The organism is Serratia sp. Sp408 (assembly GCF_057180665.1).
The window spans coordinates 1,320,354-1,336,450 of sequence record NZ_JBXUFT010000001.1 but is presented as its reverse complement, the minus strand read 5'-3'; the positions used below and the strand labels follow the sequence as shown (position 1 = coordinate 1,336,450).

At 59.1% G+C, this 16,097-nt stretch carries 12 protein-coding genes; 5 read left to right on the top strand and 7 right to left on the bottom strand.

Annotation, left to right across the window (positions count from 1 at the left end; translation table 11 throughout):
- Positions 1 to 39: 39 nt before the first annotated feature.
- Positions 40 to 1,098, bottom strand: a complete 1,059-nt coding sequence (locus tag AC2AXP_RS06315) for a 2,5-dihydroxypyridine 5,6-dioxygenase (RefSeq protein WP_484381498.1) — start codon at positions 1,096 to 1,098, stop codon at positions 40 to 42.
- Between the two features lie 329 nt (positions 1,099 to 1,427).
- Here AC2AXP_RS06315 and AC2AXP_RS06310 point away from each other — a divergent pair, with 329 nt between their 5' ends.
- The 5 genes from AC2AXP_RS06310 to AC2AXP_RS06290 all read left to right on the top strand — a co-directional run bounded on the left by AC2AXP_RS06310 (position 1,428) and on the right by AC2AXP_RS06290 (position 6,274).
- On the top strand, positions 1,428 to 2,579 hold the full coding sequence (locus AC2AXP_RS06310; protein ID WP_004963173.1) for an FAD-dependent monooxygenase: 1,152 nt from the start codon (positions 1,428 to 1,430) through the stop codon (positions 2,577 to 2,579).
- Positions 2,576 to 3,370, top strand: a complete 795-nt coding sequence (locus AC2AXP_RS06305) for an alpha/beta fold hydrolase (RefSeq protein ID WP_004963176.1) — start codon at positions 2,576 to 2,578, stop codon at positions 3,368 to 3,370. The genes AC2AXP_RS06310 and AC2AXP_RS06305 overlap by 4 nt, the downstream gene beginning before the upstream one ends.
- A gap of 15 nt (positions 3,371 to 3,385) precedes the next feature.
- Entirely contained in the window at positions 3,386 to 4,141 is a 756-nt protein-coding gene (locus AC2AXP_RS06300; RefSeq protein ID WP_004963178.1) for a maleate cis-trans isomerase family protein, read from the top strand.
- A 10-nt stretch (positions 4,142 to 4,151) separates the two neighbouring features.
- Positions 4,152 to 4,835: an N-carbamoylsarcosine amidohydrolase gene (locus tag AC2AXP_RS06295; protein ID WP_004963180.1), complete on the top strand. Its 684-nt coding sequence runs from the start codon at positions 4,152 to 4,154 to the stop codon at positions 4,833 to 4,835.
- A 128-nt stretch (positions 4,836 to 4,963) separates the two neighbouring features.
- A complete protein-coding gene (locus AC2AXP_RS06290) occupies positions 4,964 to 6,274 on the top strand; it encodes an MFS transporter (protein WP_484381497.1) in 1,311 nt (436 codons plus the stop codon).
- 32 nt (positions 6,275 to 6,306) lie between these two features.
- On the opposite strand, the gene AC2AXP_RS06285 is transcribed toward AC2AXP_RS06290, so the two are convergent.
- From AC2AXP_RS06285 to guaD, 6 genes are all read right to left on the bottom strand, one after another.
- Entirely contained in the window at positions 6,307 to 7,521 is a 1,215-nt protein-coding gene (locus tag AC2AXP_RS06285) for a serine hydrolase domain-containing protein (RefSeq protein WP_484381496.1), read from the bottom strand.
- Between the two features lie 146 nt (positions 7,522 to 7,667).
- On the bottom strand, positions 7,668 to 9,875 hold the full coding sequence (gene dcp / locus AC2AXP_RS06280) for a peptidyl-dipeptidase Dcp (RefSeq protein WP_371901588.1): 2,208 nt from the start codon (positions 9,873 to 9,875) through the stop codon (positions 7,668 to 7,670).
- Positions 9,876 to 10,097: 222 nt separating this feature from the next.
- Positions 10,098 to 10,871: a xanthine dehydrogenase accessory protein XdhC gene (xdhC, locus tag AC2AXP_RS06275; protein ID WP_004963191.1), complete on the bottom strand. Its 774-nt coding sequence runs from the start codon at positions 10,869 to 10,871 to the stop codon at positions 10,098 to 10,100.
- On the bottom strand, positions 10,871 to 13,258 hold the full coding sequence (xdhB, locus tag AC2AXP_RS06270) for a xanthine dehydrogenase molybdopterin binding subunit (RefSeq protein ID WP_484381495.1): 2,388 nt from the start codon (positions 13,256 to 13,258) through the stop codon (positions 10,871 to 10,873). The genes xdhC and xdhB overlap by 1 nt, the downstream gene beginning before the upstream one ends.
- On the bottom strand, positions 13,251 to 14,678 hold the full coding sequence (gene xdhA / locus AC2AXP_RS06265; RefSeq protein WP_004963197.1) for a xanthine dehydrogenase small subunit: 1,428 nt from the start codon (positions 14,676 to 14,678) through the stop codon (positions 13,251 to 13,253). The genes xdhB and xdhA overlap by 8 nt, the downstream gene beginning before the upstream one ends.
- A complete protein-coding gene (guaD, locus tag AC2AXP_RS06260) occupies positions 14,675 to 16,006 on the bottom strand; it encodes a guanine deaminase (RefSeq protein WP_484381494.1) in 1,332 nt (443 codons plus the stop codon). The genes xdhA and guaD overlap by 4 nt, the downstream gene beginning before the upstream one ends.
- Positions 16,007 to 16,097: the final 91 nt, after the last annotated feature.

Here is a 16,097-nt window from a genome sequence, read left to right as displayed (position 1 = left end):
GAATAGTATAAAAACCCCAACTTTGGCAGTCGCCGCGCATCAACGATGCGCCACGCAAGAGGCGGCCGGCGCCACCACTTCCCCTTCTGCCACTACCGTTTTACCATCCAGCAGCACGTCGCAACGACGCAGCGCGATATCCATATGGCATGGCGTCTTGCGCGTACCGCCCACCTCGGTATTCGGCCCGGTCGAAAACAGGAAGTTGCCATAAAACGCACGAGCGTCCATGCACATGCCGTCGTTTTTGTCATGCAGCCCCATCGCTGTCCACTGGGCGCGCGGTTGCAGCCCCCAACCGATGTGGGAAATGCCATACACTTCAGGATCGTTGAAATACTTCATGTATTCACGCAGATACTCCGCCTCGAAGCCGCCATGAATACCGGTGACAAAGCCCTGCTCAATTTCCAGCGTTATGCGTTCGCGTGCATAGCTCTTAAACGGCAGTAAAATATCGCCAACGTCCAGTACCAACACCCCTTCCGCCTGCAGTTCATTCGGCCAGGTAAACAAGAAACCACTCGGCCAATGGTCCCAACGCCCAGGTTCATCAGCATAGCCGTATTCAGTCACCGTCGGATACTGACCCAGCGGCGCGCGAAAATCGCTGCCGGCGGCCGACTTCACCTGCATCACGCCGGCCTTTTCCAGTAGCGCAGCGGCGGCCAGCACCCGCACCTTGTCTTCTTCAGTAGGCAACATGCGTGCCAATACCTCAGGCGGCTCGACTGCCAACAATATGCGCGTGCCGGTCTTGAGGATCTGTTCCTGCTCCGGTGAATGCAGCAGCATCATGGTGTCAACCACCAGATCCGCCGCTTCCAGCGCCCGCTGCGCCGCCAGGTTGCCGGTCAGCGCGGTGTCACCGCAGTAGGCGGTCATATCATTGCCCATCGCGCGAGGATGATTGAACGACGGCAATTCGACGGCGTAAACCCTGGCTCCCAGACGCAATGCCGCATCGGTGGCGGCCTGCACGGTACGTGGATCCGAATAATGGCTCTTCAGGATCGCCACGCTCTGTGAAGCATCGACCTTCGACAACGCGAGCACCCGTTCAAAAAGCTGGACCAGCTGACTCTGATTAACCGCCATGGCATCTCTCCTGTTGATGAATGAATGACCGTCACATCACGCGCTCACTGATGACGAATTGCACAAATTAAAGTGAACACGCTCTTTTAACTATCTAAGACCAAAAAACCATTAGCTGCAAGCGACCTGAGTCACACATAAGCAAATCCTATTTCACCGGCACCACAGCTTGCAATTAACATCAACATAACAGCAACGCGCCGATAATTAGCGTGAGCCAGATCTAATTTAACAGTTATGTAACTTTGCGTTATTCAGTGCATACACTATAAATCGATCGTCCAGCTTCTACCCGGATGACACGCTGAAACACCACAAACAGGGGAAAAATGATGAGTAAACAACCTCGCATCGCCGTCGTAGGCGCAGGCCTGGGTGGCGCTGCCGCTACCGCACTGTTGCAAAAGGCCGGCTTTACCGTCGATTTGTACGAACAGAGCCCGGCTTTTTCGCGCCTGGGTGCCGGTATTCACATGGGGCCGAACGTCCTCAAGATCTTCCGCCGTATCGGTATCGAACAACCGTTGGAACAAATGGCCTCGCATCCCGACTTCTGGTTCAGCCGCGATGCCGAGAGCGGTGACTATCTGTCACGCATACCGCTCGGCGATTTTGCCCGCAAAGAGTACGGCGCCGCCTATGTAACGGTGCACCGTGGCGATTTGCAGGCCTTGCAACTGGAAGCATTGCAGCCCGGTACGCTGCACTTTGGCAAATGCCTGAGCGGCATTGAAGAACGTGACAATGATGTGGAACTGCGCTTTGTCGACGGCACGATCACCCATGCCGATATCGTTATTGGCGCCGACGGTATCAACTCGCGCATTCGCGAACATCTGCTGGGGGTGGAAGCACCGACCTACAGCGGTTGGGTTGCTCACCGCGCGCTGATCCGCGGCGAAAAACTGGCGAAATACAACCTGACGTTTGAAGACTGTGTGAAATGGTGGTCCGAAGACCGTCATCTGATGGTCTATTACACCACCAAACGTCGCGATGAATATTATTACGTCAGCGGCGTGCCACACCCGGCATGGGATTTTAAGGGCAGCTTTATCGACAGCAGTCGAGAAGAGATGTTTGCCACCTTCGCCAACTACCACCCGATCGTGCAAGCGTTGATCGAATCCAGCGAACAGGTCACCAAATGGCCGCTGCTCAATCGCAAACCGCTGCCTTTGTGGAGCGAGGGCCGGATGGTGCTGTTGGGCGACGCCTGTCACCCGATGAAGCCGCATATGGCGCAAGGGGCGGCGATGGCAATTGAAGACGCTGCCATGCTGGCTCGCTGTCTGCAAGAAACCGGCCTTGGGGATTACCGTACCGCCTTCCAGCTATATGAAGCCAACCGCAAAGAACGCGCCTCACGCGTGCAGGCGGTATCCAATGCCAATACTTTCCTGCGCAGCCAGGAAGATCCGGCCTGGGTATATGGTTATGACCTGTATTCACAGGCGCTGAAATCGGAGAACGCCGCATGAGCACTTACCTGTATGGCGCCCAGTTGCAGGCCAACGGCATCCGCCAGCATTACCTGCGCTACGGCGGCAGCGGTCCGGCGCTGATCCTGATCCCGGGAATTACCAGCCCGGCAATCACCTGGGGCTTCGTCGCTGAACGGTTGGGCGAAAGATACGACACCTACGTGCTGGACGTGCGCGGCCGCGGCCTGTCCGCCAGCGGTCCCGATTTGGCGTACGATGCCGAAACCTGTGCGCAGGACGTTACCGCCTTCGCGACTGCGCTGGGCCTGAGTCGCTACTCGCTGCTGGGACATTCGATGGGCGCACGCTTTGCCCTGCGCGCTGCGGCGCAGCATCCACAGGGTGTGCAGCGCGTGGTGCTGGTCGACCCACCGGTATCCGGCCCCGGTCGACGTGCCTATCCGGGAAAATGGCCGTGGTACGCCGACTCGATTCGCGCCGCCGAGGCCGGCATCAGCGCCGAGCAGATGCGCGCCTACTGCCCGACCTGGAGCGAAGAACAGCGCCAGTTACGCGCCGAATGGCTGCATACCTGCTATGAACCGGCGATCGAACGGGCCTACACCGATTTTCACCAGGTGGACAGTCATCAGGATTACCCGCGTCTAACCATGCCGACGCTGCTGATGGTGGCAGGCAAAGGCGAGGTGATCCTGCCGGAAGATCGCGCCGAAATTTGCGCCTTGCAACCAGAAATCAGCGTGGTGGTGGTCGAAAACGCCGGCCATATGATCCCGTGGGACGACGAGGAAGGTTTCTTCCAGGCCCTCGGCGATTTTCTTGGCTAATTAAGGAGTCATCTCATGAGCAAAAACTACCGTATCGGCCAAATTGTGCCCAGCTCCAACACCACCATGGAAACCGAAATCCCGGCGATGCTGCTGGCACGCCAGCTGATCCGCCCGGAAGAGCGCTTTACCTTCCATTCCAGCCGCATGCGCATGAAGCACGTACGCAAAGAGGAACTGGCGGCGATGGATGGCGAGTCCGATCGCTGTGCGCTGGAACTGTCCGACGCGCGGGTTGATGTGCTCGGCTATGCCTGTCTGGTGGCGATCATGTCGATGGGCCTCGGCTATCACCGTGAGTCGCAGGCACGGCTGGCGCAGGTTACCCGGGACAATGACGCCGCCGCGCCGGTGATCAGCAGTGCCGGCGCCCTGGTTAACGCGCTGAAGGTGCTGGGTGCCAAACGCATCGCGCTGGTGGCGCCGTACATGAAACCGCTGACACAGCTGGTGGTGGACTATATCGAGCATGAAGGCGTCGAAGTCAGCGTATGGCATGCGCTGGAAATCGCCGACAACCTGGCGGTCGGCCGTCACGATCCGGCCAAACTGCCGGCCATCGTCGCGCAGCTTGACGTCAGCGGCGTGGATGCGATTGTGCTTTCCGCCTGCGTACAAATGCCATCGCTGTCGGCAGTGGCCACCGTCGAGGCGCAGACCGGCAAGCCGGTGGTCACCGCCGCCATCGCCACGACTTACGCCATGCTGACTGCACTGGAACTGGAGCCGATCGTTCCCGGTGCCGGCGCCCTGCTGTCCGGCGCGTACTGAGGAACCGCTGATGGAAACCACAGACAACGCCGCCAGCGACAACTACCGTGGCGTATGGGGGCACCGCATCGGCTTCGGCCAGCGTCCGGCGCTGCTGATGATCGATTTTATGCAGGGTTATACCACCGAGGGCGCGCCGCTGTATGCCCCCGGCGTGGTCAGTGCGGTAGCCGAAAGCGTGGCGCTGTTGGCGGCGGCGCGGCGGCAAGGGATCCCTGTTATTCATACCAATATCCGCTATCATGCTGACCGTTTTGCCGACGGCGGCATGTGGGTGAAAAAAGCACCGGTAATGAAGGACATGGTGGAGGGTAACCCCCTGGCGGCATTCTGCCCACAGGTACAGCCATTGCCACAGGAGGTGGTGCTGAGCAAGCAGTACGCCAGCGCCTTCTTTGGCACCGCGTTGGCACCCATGCTGGTTACGCTGGGGGTCGACACCCTGCTGCTGGCGGGATGTTCCACCAGCGGCTGCATTCGCGCCAGCGCGGTGGATGCGGTACAGCACGGTTTTCGCACCATCGTGGTACGCCAATGCGTCGGCGATCGCCACCCTGGCCCGCACGAAGCCAATCTGTTTGATATCGACAGCAAATACGGCGACGTAGTGGATAAAGAGCAGGCCATCGATTACCTGGCCACCTATGCAACGCAACAAATGCCGAGCGACGATCCACCGCGTCATCACAGGTAACAGCACGGAGATACCACCTGCACGGAGAGCTTAATAACAACGACCGCCCGCATCAGGGCGGCAACAAGCAGACACACCAAGCTCCTCCTCTCCGGAGGCCACAACGCACCACCTGGAGACACAACATCATGGCCATTGTTGACACCCCGCTGGCGGGGAAAGCGGGCGCAGAATCGCTGCTGCTGTACCGCAAAATCACCTGGAAACTGATCCCGTTCCTGTGCCTGTGCTATCTGGCCGCCTACCTCGATCGCATCAATGTCGGGCTGGCCAAATTGCAGATGGCAGACGACCTGCAGCTGAGCGAAGCCGCGTTTGGCCTGGGAGCCGGGCTGTTCTTCGTCGGTTATATCCTGTTTGAAGTGCCCAGTAATCTGATATTGCAGCGCGTCGGTGCCAAAGTATGGATCGCCCGCATCATGATCACCTGGGGGCTGCTGTCCGCCTGCACCATGTTCGTCACCACCCCCACCCAGTTCTATGGGCTGCGTTTCCTGCTCGGCGTGGCAGAGGCGGGTTTCCTGCCCGGCGTACTGTACTATCTGACGCTGTGGTTTCCGACCTATCGACGCGGCCGTATCATCGCGCTGTTCATGATCGGCCTGCCGCTGTCGAGCGTGATAGGCGGTCCGCTGTCCGGCTGGATCATGGGCCACTTCGATCAAACTCATGGGCTGCATGGCTGGCAGTGGCTGTTTTTGCTGGAAGGCATTCCCAGCGTGCTGCTCGGCGTGATGACGTTTTGGCTTTTACCGAATACCTATCAGCAGGCCAAATGGCTGAGCAATGAAGAAAAACAGCACATCGCCGACGATCTGGCACTGGACGATGCCGAAGCCGATCACGCCAAGCACAGCTTCCGCGACGGTTTCCTCAATCTGAAGGTGTGGATGCTTGGCGGCATAGATTTCGCCATTCTGCTCAGCGCCTATGCGATGGGATTCTGGATGCCGACCTTTATCAAAACCGCCGGTGTCACCGACATTACCCTGATCGGCTATCTCACCGCGGTGCCAAGCGTCGCCGCACTGCTCGGCATGCTGTTGATCGGTGCCAGTTCGGACCGGATGCGCGAGCGGCGTTGGCATATCATCGTGCCATTTATCATTGGCGCCATGGCGATGGCCGGCAGCACCTTCTTCACCCATAACGTGTTGGCGACGGTGTTGCTGTTTTCGATAGCGCAGGCGGCGATTATCGGCGCAGTGCCGGTGTTCTTCAGCCTGCCGGCCACCTTCCTGAAAGGTACGGCGGCGGCAACCGGCTTCGCGCTGGCCTGTTCGCTGGCGAACATCGCCGGGCTGGTGAGCAATTCGCTGATGGGACTGGCGCTGGATCTGACCGGTAAAAGCGGTGGCGCGCTGTGGGCGTTTGCCGGCTGTTTGCTGCTCAGTTCGCTGCTGGTAGTGGCGTTACCCGCCAAGCTGGTGAATCGCTAGTCATCAGACCCCTCTGCGCAACGCAGAGGGGGTTAATGCGCTGGCTGACAGGTAAAATGTCCGTCCGCCGCTTCGCCCATCCGCTGCAACAGACGATGGCCGATGTTATTGGTCCAGTTAAAGCTGTTCTGCAACACCACCACCGCCGTTTTATGGCGCAGATCCAGCCCGATATAGCTGGAATAACCGCCGATAAAGCCGACCTGATAGGTGATCTGCTGGTCGCCGACCTCATCGACCACCCAGGCAATCGCCGCCGCCTCTTTAGGCCGCTCAAAATGCACCCTCAGCGAGTCTTTCAATGCCTGGTCAAGTTCGGCCGAACCGGTCGGTGCGAAATGGGCATGCGCATAGCGCAGCAAATCGTTGGCGTCGGTGTACAAACCGGCGGCGCCGATCATATAGGACGAAAAACGCCAATCCGGCACCGGCTGGCCGCGGCGAATGAATTTCGGCTGATCGCCGGCATGGCCAATGGCGCGTTGCTGGAAATCCGGCAAGCGCGATGCGTGATAACGGGTATGCGTCAGCCCCAGCGGCGTCAGAATATTTTCCGCCGTCAACTGCTCCACCGTTTTCCCGGTACGCAACTGCAAAATGTAATCCAGCAGCGCATAGCCCAGATTGGAGTAACGCGGCTCGACAACCGCCGGTGCGGTAAAGGTGGTCAGATAGTCAAGGAAGGCGGCATCATCCAGCGACTGATAGAAATTATCTCCGGTAAACAGATAGGTAATAAAGGCGCTGAACATGTCCGACGTCATCATTTGGCGCGGCAGGCCGGAGGTGTGGGTGACCAGTTGCAACAGGGTAATTTTACGCGCATCGGCGCTAAGGCGGGTACCGGCCGGCAACAGCATGTCCAGCGTATCGTCCCAGTGAAACAGGCCTTTGTTGACCAGCACCACCGTCACTTCGGCAATGAACCCCTTGCTCACCGATCCAACGGCAAACAGCGTATTGCCGGTGATCGGATAACCGTTCCGGTAGTCGGTCACGCCATAGCCATAGGTACGCTGCTCGCCGTCCTGCGTCAGAACCCCGACCACCAGCCCCGGCGTTTGCCGCTGATCGATCATGGGCTGCGCCAGGCTGTCGATCTCGCTTTGCAAGTCCCCGTTACACGCCAGCCGAGCGCTTTCCTGTGGCGAGCTATCGGTTGGCATGCGCGATAGCGTGCCGCAGCCGGAAATCAGCAGGGAAACACCCGCCAACGCGCAACGAATAATCTGAGTTTTTATGGTCATGGCTCACGGGTACGAAATTAACCGCAGCATGATAAACCATCGGCAGGTAGATGTCGCCGCACAATAGAAAAGACCGAGGACAACGGGTTAAACGCCGGTCAATGTCGGTTGACCGGCGTTGTAGCCACTCTCAGGGAAAACCGAGGTTATTTGGTTTCGTCTTTCAACCCCCGATTAATCAACATCGGCTCGATGCTCGGTTCTTTGCCGCGCCAGTCAACATACAGTTTTTCCAGATCCTGACTGTTGCCGCGCGACAATACCTGGTCACGGAAGCGCTGGCCATTTTCAGCCGTCAGGCCGCCATGTTCGCTAAACCACTGGAACGCATCGTCCGCCAGCATTTCGGTCCACAGATAGGCGTAATAACCGGCGGCGTAGCCGTTGCCCCAGATGTGCTGGAAGTAGCTGGAGCGATAGCGCGGCGGCACATAGCCGAGATCGATATGATCCTTTTGCAGCGACTGCGCCTCAAACTTGTCGACATCCTGCTGCGGCTGGTCGGCGGTCAACATGTGCCAGTGCATGTCCAGCAGTGCTGCCGCCAGCAGTTCGGTCATGTCATAGCCTTTGTTGAACTTGTCGGCCTTGTTGATTTTGTCCACCAGCGCCTGCGGCATCGCTTCACCGGTTTGATAGTGCTTGGCGAAGTGGGCAAAGACCTTCGGATCGCGCGCCCAATGTTCGTTGAACTGCGACGGGAACTCAACGAAATCGCGCGCGGTATTGGTGCCCGACAGGCTGGCATACTGCTGATCGGCGAACATGCCGTGCAGAGCGTGGCCAAATTCGTGGAACATGGTGATCACATCGTCGTATGACAGCAGCGCCGGCTGGCCCGGCGCTGGTTTGCTGAAGTTGGCGACGTTGTAAATCACCGGTTTGGTGCCGTTGAGTTTGGACTGCTCGACGAAATTGCTCATCCAGGCGCCGCCGCCCTTGTTATCGCGCTTAAAGAAGTCGGTATAGAACAGCGCCAATGATTTACCGTCTTTATCAAAGACTTCATAAACCCGCACGTCCGGCTGATACACCGGAATATCCTTGCGTTGTTTAAAGCTGATGCCGTACAGCAAGTTGGCGGCGTAAAACACGCCATTGTTCAGCACGTTATTCAGTTCGAAGTACGGCTTGATCTGCGATTCGTCCAGGTCGTATTTAGCCTTGCGCACCTGTTCGGCGTAGAACTGCCAGTCCCAGGCGGCCAGCTTGAAGTCCCCTTTCTGGCTATCGATCACGGCCTGTATGTCCTTGGCTTCGCGTTGTGCGCGCGCCGTCGCGGCAGGCACGATATCGCGCATAAAGCTCAGCGCCGCCTTCGGCGTTTTGGCCATCTGGTTTTGCAGCTTCCATGATGCGTAGTCCGGGAAGCCGAGCAGCCTGGCCTGTTCGGAACGGATTTTCGCCAGACGCGCAATGGTCTGGCGTGTGTCGTTGGCGTCGCCCTTTTCGGCACGGGTCCAGGAGGCGTCAAACAGCGCCTGGCGGGTTTCCCTGTCCTTCAGGCTTTGCAGGCTGGGCTGTTGGGTGGTGTTTTGCAACACCAGCAGCCACTGCTTGTCCAGCTTGCGTTCACTGGCTGCCTGCGCTGCGGCGGCGATTTCCCCATCGGACAGACCGTCCAGCTTGCTGTTGTCACTCACCGCCAACGCGCCGTTTTTGCTCGCTGCCAGCAGTTTGTTGGTGAACTGGGTACTGAGGGTTGCCGCTTCCTGGTTCAACGCCTTCAATTTACTTTTATCGGCGTCGGACAGGTTGGCGCCGGCCAGCACAAAGTCCTGATAGGTCACCTCCACCAACCGACGTGATTCGTCATCCAGCTCCAACGTTTCGCGTTGCTGGTAAATCGCCTTGATACGGGCGAACAGCTTGCTGTTGAGCATGATGGCGTCATCGAGCGCGGCCAGCTTGGGCGAGGTTTCTTCATCCAGCTTTTGCAGCGCATCGTTGGTATTGGCCGAAGTCATGGCGCTGAACACGTTCATTACCCGTGTCAGCAACGCGCCGGATTTTTCCAACGCGATAAAGGTATTGTTAAAACTTGGCTTGGCCGGGTTATTGGCGATTTTCTCGACTTCCTCCAGCTTCTGTTTAATCCCCGCGTCGATGGCCGGCGCGTAGTCCGTTTCCTTGATCTGATCAAACGGCGGCGCCTGGAACGGCAGACGGCTCTGGTAGAAGAACGGGTTGGCGTTCTTTTTCGGCAGATCCTGGTTGGCTTCACCGGTCACATTCACCTCCTTCACCTGGCCGCTTGGCACACCGGTGTGGTCGGAATCCAGTCTGGTTTCTTCGGCTTGCGCCTGGCTGGCTAGCGCAACGCCAATTGCCAGTACTAAGGTGGATAAACGCATCTCTCGAAACTCCTCCATGTTTAATCAGGCTAACTCGTGTTCCCATGCCATCACCAAGCTTAGGCGCAGTTGGCAGATTGAGCAAAAACAACCGCATAGCCGTAGTCGCTGGTAAGCGAACACGGCCAAAACTGCAATCTGCTTTTAACTCGTAACGTCCAGCACAGATAGACTTGTTGGACGTTTTACCCTGATCGCCAGCGCCTGCCCATAACCGTTTAGCTAGGCCGCCAGCGCACCGTAACAGGCGATCAGTTCCCCAGCTACCGCCACCGCAATTTCGGCCGGCAGCTTGCCTTTGACCTCCGGTAGCCCCAAGGGACAGCGCATACTGGCCATCGCCGCAGTGTCGATGCCGCGCTGGCCAAGCTGGTATTCGAAACGCTTGCGCTTGGTGACTGAGCCAATCAGCCCAAAGTAGCCGGCGTCGCCTCGTTGCAGGATCCGCGCGGCCAGCGCCAGATCGAGCGCATGATCGTGGGTCATCACCACGTAAAAAGCGCCGGGCGGCATCTCATCCACCGCGTCCAGCGGATCGTCAATCGCCTGCGGGCGAACGTTGTCAGGCAGCGTGGCTGGAAACTGTTCAGCACGACTGTCTACCCAGCGCACTCGCAGCGGCAGCGTCGCCAGGATCTGCACCAGCGCCCGACCAACGTGGCCGGCACCGAACAGCGCCAGCTGTGGCCTGGCGGGGATCAGCGGCTCAAACAGCAGACGCGTAGTGCCGCCACAGCATTGACCCAGCCGCGCCGCCAGCGGAAAACGTTCTATCTGCATCGTTGCACTGCCGGTTTGCAGCATCTGTCGAGCAATCGCCAGCGCGCGGTATTCAAGGTGCCCACCGCCAATGGTATTCACCACCCGCTCGGCGCTCACCAGCATTTTGCTACCCCGGTCACGTGGCGTAGAGCCCAGCTCGTCAAGCACCGTCACCAGTACGCAAGGTTCTCCGCGCCGCCGCAGCTCGGCCAGCGCGTCAATCCATTCCTCCATTATTGTCCTCCGGCCGGTTTTTTAGTGACAACGTCACCTTCAAGCAGCCGCTGAATGCCCCACAACACCCGTTCAGGGGTCGCCGGTGCGTCAATCAGCGGCTGAACGCGATAGTCCGCCAGGCTGGCGACCGCGTCCTTGATCGCGCACCATACCGAAATCCCCAGCATGAATGGCGGTTCGCCCACCGCTTTGGAATGGAACACCGTATCCTGTGGGTTCTGGCGATTTTCCAACAGCCTGACCCGCAGATCCGCCGGCACATCGCCAATCGCCGGGATTTTATAGCTGGCCGGGCCGTTGGTCTGCAGGCTGCCTTGCTCATCCCATACCAGCTCTTCGCTGGTCAGCCAGCCCATGCCCTGGACAAAACCGCCCTCCACCTGACCGATGTCGATCGCCGGGTTCAGCGAGTCGCCGACGTCATGCAGAATGTCGGCACGCAGCAGGCGGTATTCACCGGTCAGCGTATCGATCAGCACTTCGGCACAGGCGGCGCCATAGGCGAAATAATAGAATGGGTGGCCCGCCGCCTTGTCGCGGTCATAGAAGATCTTTGGCGTGCGGTAATAGCCGGTGCTGGCCAGCGATACCTGGTTAAAATAGGCCTGCTGCACCACCTGTTCAAAACTGAAGTAATGTTCGCCGACCCGTACCTGGCCGTTGCTAAAGACAATCTGCTCGGCGGCAACGCCGTGCTGGCTCGACAGCATGGCGATTAACCGCTGTTTGATGATCAAGGCGGCATTTTCGGCGGCTTTACCGTTCAGATCGGTGCCCGACGACGCTGCCGTGGGCGAGGTATTCGGCACTTTTCCGGTATCGGTGGCGGTGATCTGGATGCGCTCGATATCCACCTGAAACACCTCGGCCACGATCTGCGCCACTTTGGTATTCAGCCCCTGGCCCATTTCGGTACCGCCATGGTTGAGCTGAATGCTGCCGTCGGTGTAAATCAGCACCAACGCGCCGGCCTGATTGAGAAAACTGGCGGTAAATGAAATGCCAAACTTGACCGGGGTCAACGCCAGCCCTTTTTTAAGTAGCGGGTTGCGGGCGTTGTAGTCACGGATCGCCGCGCGCCGCGCCTGATAGTCGGCACTCTGCTCCAGCTCGGCGGTGATCTCAGCCAGCAGGTTCTGTTCGATCGGCTGCTGATAATGCGTGACGTTGCGACTGTGCTTACCGTAATAGTTGATTTTTCTCACCGCCAGCGGGTCGAGCGCCAGATAACGCGCGATGTGATCCATGATCTGCTCGATCGCCATCATCCCCTGCGGACCGCCGAAGCCGCGGTAAGCGGTGTTCGACGCGGTGTGGGTCTTGCAACGGTGACCGGTTATCACTACGTCCTGCAAAAAGTAGGCATTATCGGCATGAAACATTGCGCGATCGACAATCGAACCGGACAGATCCAGCGAATAGCCGCAGTTGCCGGCCAACTCGATGTCGACGCCGCACAGCAGACCGTTATCGTCAAACCCCACCTCATAGCGAATGTAAAAAGGGTGTCGCTTGCCGGTAATCAGCATATCGTCGCGGCGATTGAGACGCATTTTGGCCGGTCGCCCGGTGAGATATGCCGCCAGCGCACACAGGCAGGCCGGGCCTGCTGCCTGCGTCTCCTTGCCACCGAAGCCGCCGCCCATGCGACGCATGTCAATCACCACTTTGTGCATCGGCACCCCCAGTACCGAGGCCACCAGTTTTTGTACTTCGGTCGGGTTCTGCGTTGAGGAGTACACCCGCATACTGCCGTCCTCCTCCGGCATTACCGAGGCAATCTGCGTTTCCAGATAAAAATGCTCCTGGCCACCGACCTGCAACTCGCCCTGTAGCCGGTGCCTGGCTCGGGCCAATGCCGCCGCAGCGTCGCCGCGCCGGTGGCAATGACTTTCCTGCACCACATCCCCCTGCGCCAATGCATTACGCACATCCAACTGCGCCGGCAACGGCTGATAACTCACTTTTATCGCCTGCGCGGCGCGCCAGGCGGTTTCCGCATCGTCTGCCGCCACCACCGCCACTACCTGGCCGACATATTCCACCTTGTCTTGCGCCAGCAGCGGATCGCCTTCGGTGAGCGCAGCGATATCCAGCGTTCCCGGCACGTCCTGCCAGGTCATCACTCGCACCACGCCGGGAAAGGCATAACAGGCGGAAACGTCCAGCGCGACGATCTGCGCATGGGCGCACTCGCTCAGTTTGGCCGCCAGATGCAACTGGTTCGGAAACTCCAGCCGGTCGTCGATATACAGTGCTTCACCGCTGACATGTTTGTCTGCGCTTTCATGTTTGCGCGCCTGACCGACACCGCTGGCGAGCGGTTGGCGAAAACGTGCGACCAAGGCCGCCTGACTGGTCTGGTGGTGCGGTGTATTACTCATGGCAGACAACCTCGATGGCAGTTTGCGGTGCGGTGAGCGCAATGAAATAGCGGCGCAGCAGGTTCTGCGCCACCAGCATGCGGTAAGCGCTGCTGGCGCGAAAATCGCTCAACGGCGTAAAGTCCCGGGTTAACGCCTGTGTGGCGCGCTCCAGCGTGGCGCGATCCCACGTTTGGCCGACCAACGCCTGTTCACAGGTCAATGCACGTTTGGGCGTGGCCGCCATGCCGCCATAGGCCACGTACGCCTCGCGCACCATGCCTTGTTCAATCGTCAGATTGAAAGCGCCGCATACCGCGGAGATGTCATCCTCCAGGCGTTTCGACACTTTCCAGGCGCGAAAATCCCGTGGCGCCTGCGCCGGCAGCAGGATGCTGTCAATAAACTCGCCCGGCTGCAGCGCCGTCTGGCGGTAATCAAGGAAAAAGTCACGCAGTGGCAGCTCACGTTGCCGTGTACCGTGACGCAGCAGCAGCGCGGCATCCAGCGCCAACAACAGCGGCGCGGCATCACCGATCGGCGAGGCATTGGCCAGATTGCCGCCTAACGTGCCCTGGTTGCGGATTTGTTGAGCGGCGAAACGCTGCAACAACTCGCCGAACGCCGGGTGGTAATCCATCAGCAACGGGTAAACCTCGCTCAACGTGGCGGCGGCGCCGATGCGCAACCGTTCGCCACGTTCAACCTGGCGCAACGCGGCAATCTGGCCGATGGCAATCATCAACGGCAAATCCCGATGACGCTGCGTCACTTCCAGCGCCAGGTCGCTGCCGCCGGCCAGCAGTCGGGCCTGTGGGTACTGCTGATACAGCGTCGCCAACTGATCGACGCTCTGCGGCAGCAGACAGCGCTTGCCACCGGCGCTCAGCTCACTGGCTGGCGCGATCTGCCGCAGTCGCTGCACGGTGTGCCGTTGCTGGCGGTCAAAGTCGTCGGCCTCGCGGTTTTCGCAGGCCTGCTGTGCCGCGTCGATAATCGGCCGGTAACCGGTGCAGCGACACAGATTGCCGGCCAGCGCCTGCTGGGCCTGCTGTCGTTGATAATGCGTGCTGTTCTTTTGCAAGCAGAACAGCGACATCACGAAGCCTGGGGTGCAAAAGCCGCACTGCGAGCCATGGCAGTCGACCATCGCCTGCTGCACGCTGTGCAACTGGCCGTGGTGCTTGAGATCCTCGACGCTGATCAACTGTTTGCCGTGCAGCGCGGTGACAAACGTCAGGCAGGCGTTGACGCTGCGGTAACGCAGCGTTTCGCCCTCTACCTCCGCCAGCACCACGGTGCAGGCACCGCAATCGCCAGACGCGCAGCCTTCTTTGGTGCCGCAACGGCCCTGATGACGACGCAGGTAATGCAACAGCGTGGTGTTCGGGTCGAGATCCGTCTCACGCGTTAACGTCTGGTTGAGCAGAAACTCGATCATGCGGCCTCCTGACGGGCCGACGGCTGATAAACGATCTTGCCGTCGACATACGTGCGGTAAATGTTGCGATCGTCACCCAGGGTCAGCAGCACAAACAGCTGTTCGGCCAGGTCGTGACAGTTGGCATTGCGCAGTTTCTGCAACGGTGACACTGCCGGATCGAGCACCACGAAGTCGGCCTCTTTACCGACGCTAAAGTTGCCAATCTGTTTATCCAGCGACAAGGCGCGCGCGCCGCCCAGCGTCGCGTGATAAAACGCCTCACAGGCCGCCAGTTTGTAGCTTTGCAGTTGCGCCACCTTGTAGGCCTCACCCAGCGTTTGCAACATATTAAAGGTGGTGCCGGCCCCCACGTCGGTGCCGATGCCCACCTTCACCTTTTTCTGCCAGGCTTTGCCGAGGTTGAACAGCCCACTGCCGAGGAACAGGTTGGAGGTCGGGCAAAAGGCGATCGATGAATGGGTATCACACAGACAGTCCCATTCCTGTTCTTCGAGGTGCAGACAATGGGCAAAGACGCTTTTGCTGCCGGTCAGCCCATAATGATGATAGACATCCAGGTAGTTACGCCGCTGTGGGAACAGTTGCTTGACCCATGCCACCTCATCATGATTTTCACTCAGGTGGGTATGCAGCCAGACGTCGGGAAACTCGTTGCGCAGGCGCTGAACCTGCTCGAGCAGCGCCTGCGAGCTGGTGGGCGCGAAACGCGGCGTAATGGCGTAACCCAGACGCTGCCTGCCGTGCCAGCGCTCGATCAGTGCTCGGGTCTGCTGATAGCTCTGCTGCGGCGTTTCCAGCAGCGCGGCTGGCGCGTGGCGATCCATCATCACCTTGCCGGCGATCAGGCGCATATTCAGCGCTGCCGCCTGGCCAAACAGCGCATCGACCGACTGCGGATGGACGGTACCGAACACCAGCGCCGTGGTGGTGCCGTTGCTCAACAATTGTTGCAGGAAGAACGCCGACATTTTCTCGGCATGCTCGGCGCAGCCGAACTGGCTTTCGGTCGGAAACGTGTAATGTTTCAGCCACGCCAGCAGTTGATCGCCATAGGCACCGATCATTTCGGTTTGCGGATAATGAATATGGGTATCGACAAACCCCGGCACGATCAACTTGTCGCGATAGTCGGTTACCACCGTATCCGGCGCCAGCAGTGACGCCCCCTGCTGCCAACTGCCGTGCCAGACAATAGTGCCATGATCCAGCAACAGCAGACCGTCGGCAATGTGCCGCAGCTGTGCATCAAGTTGCTCTGGCCGATCGACGCAGGCGGCGATATCGAAAAAGTTGCCACGAATGGCCGTGGTAAATTGCATGCTCATAATGCCGTTCCTATTCTAGCGACCCGCGCATCAACGCCGGTTGAGATAACTCAACCAGGGGAAATGGCGGTCTTATATTCCATTGCAGGTG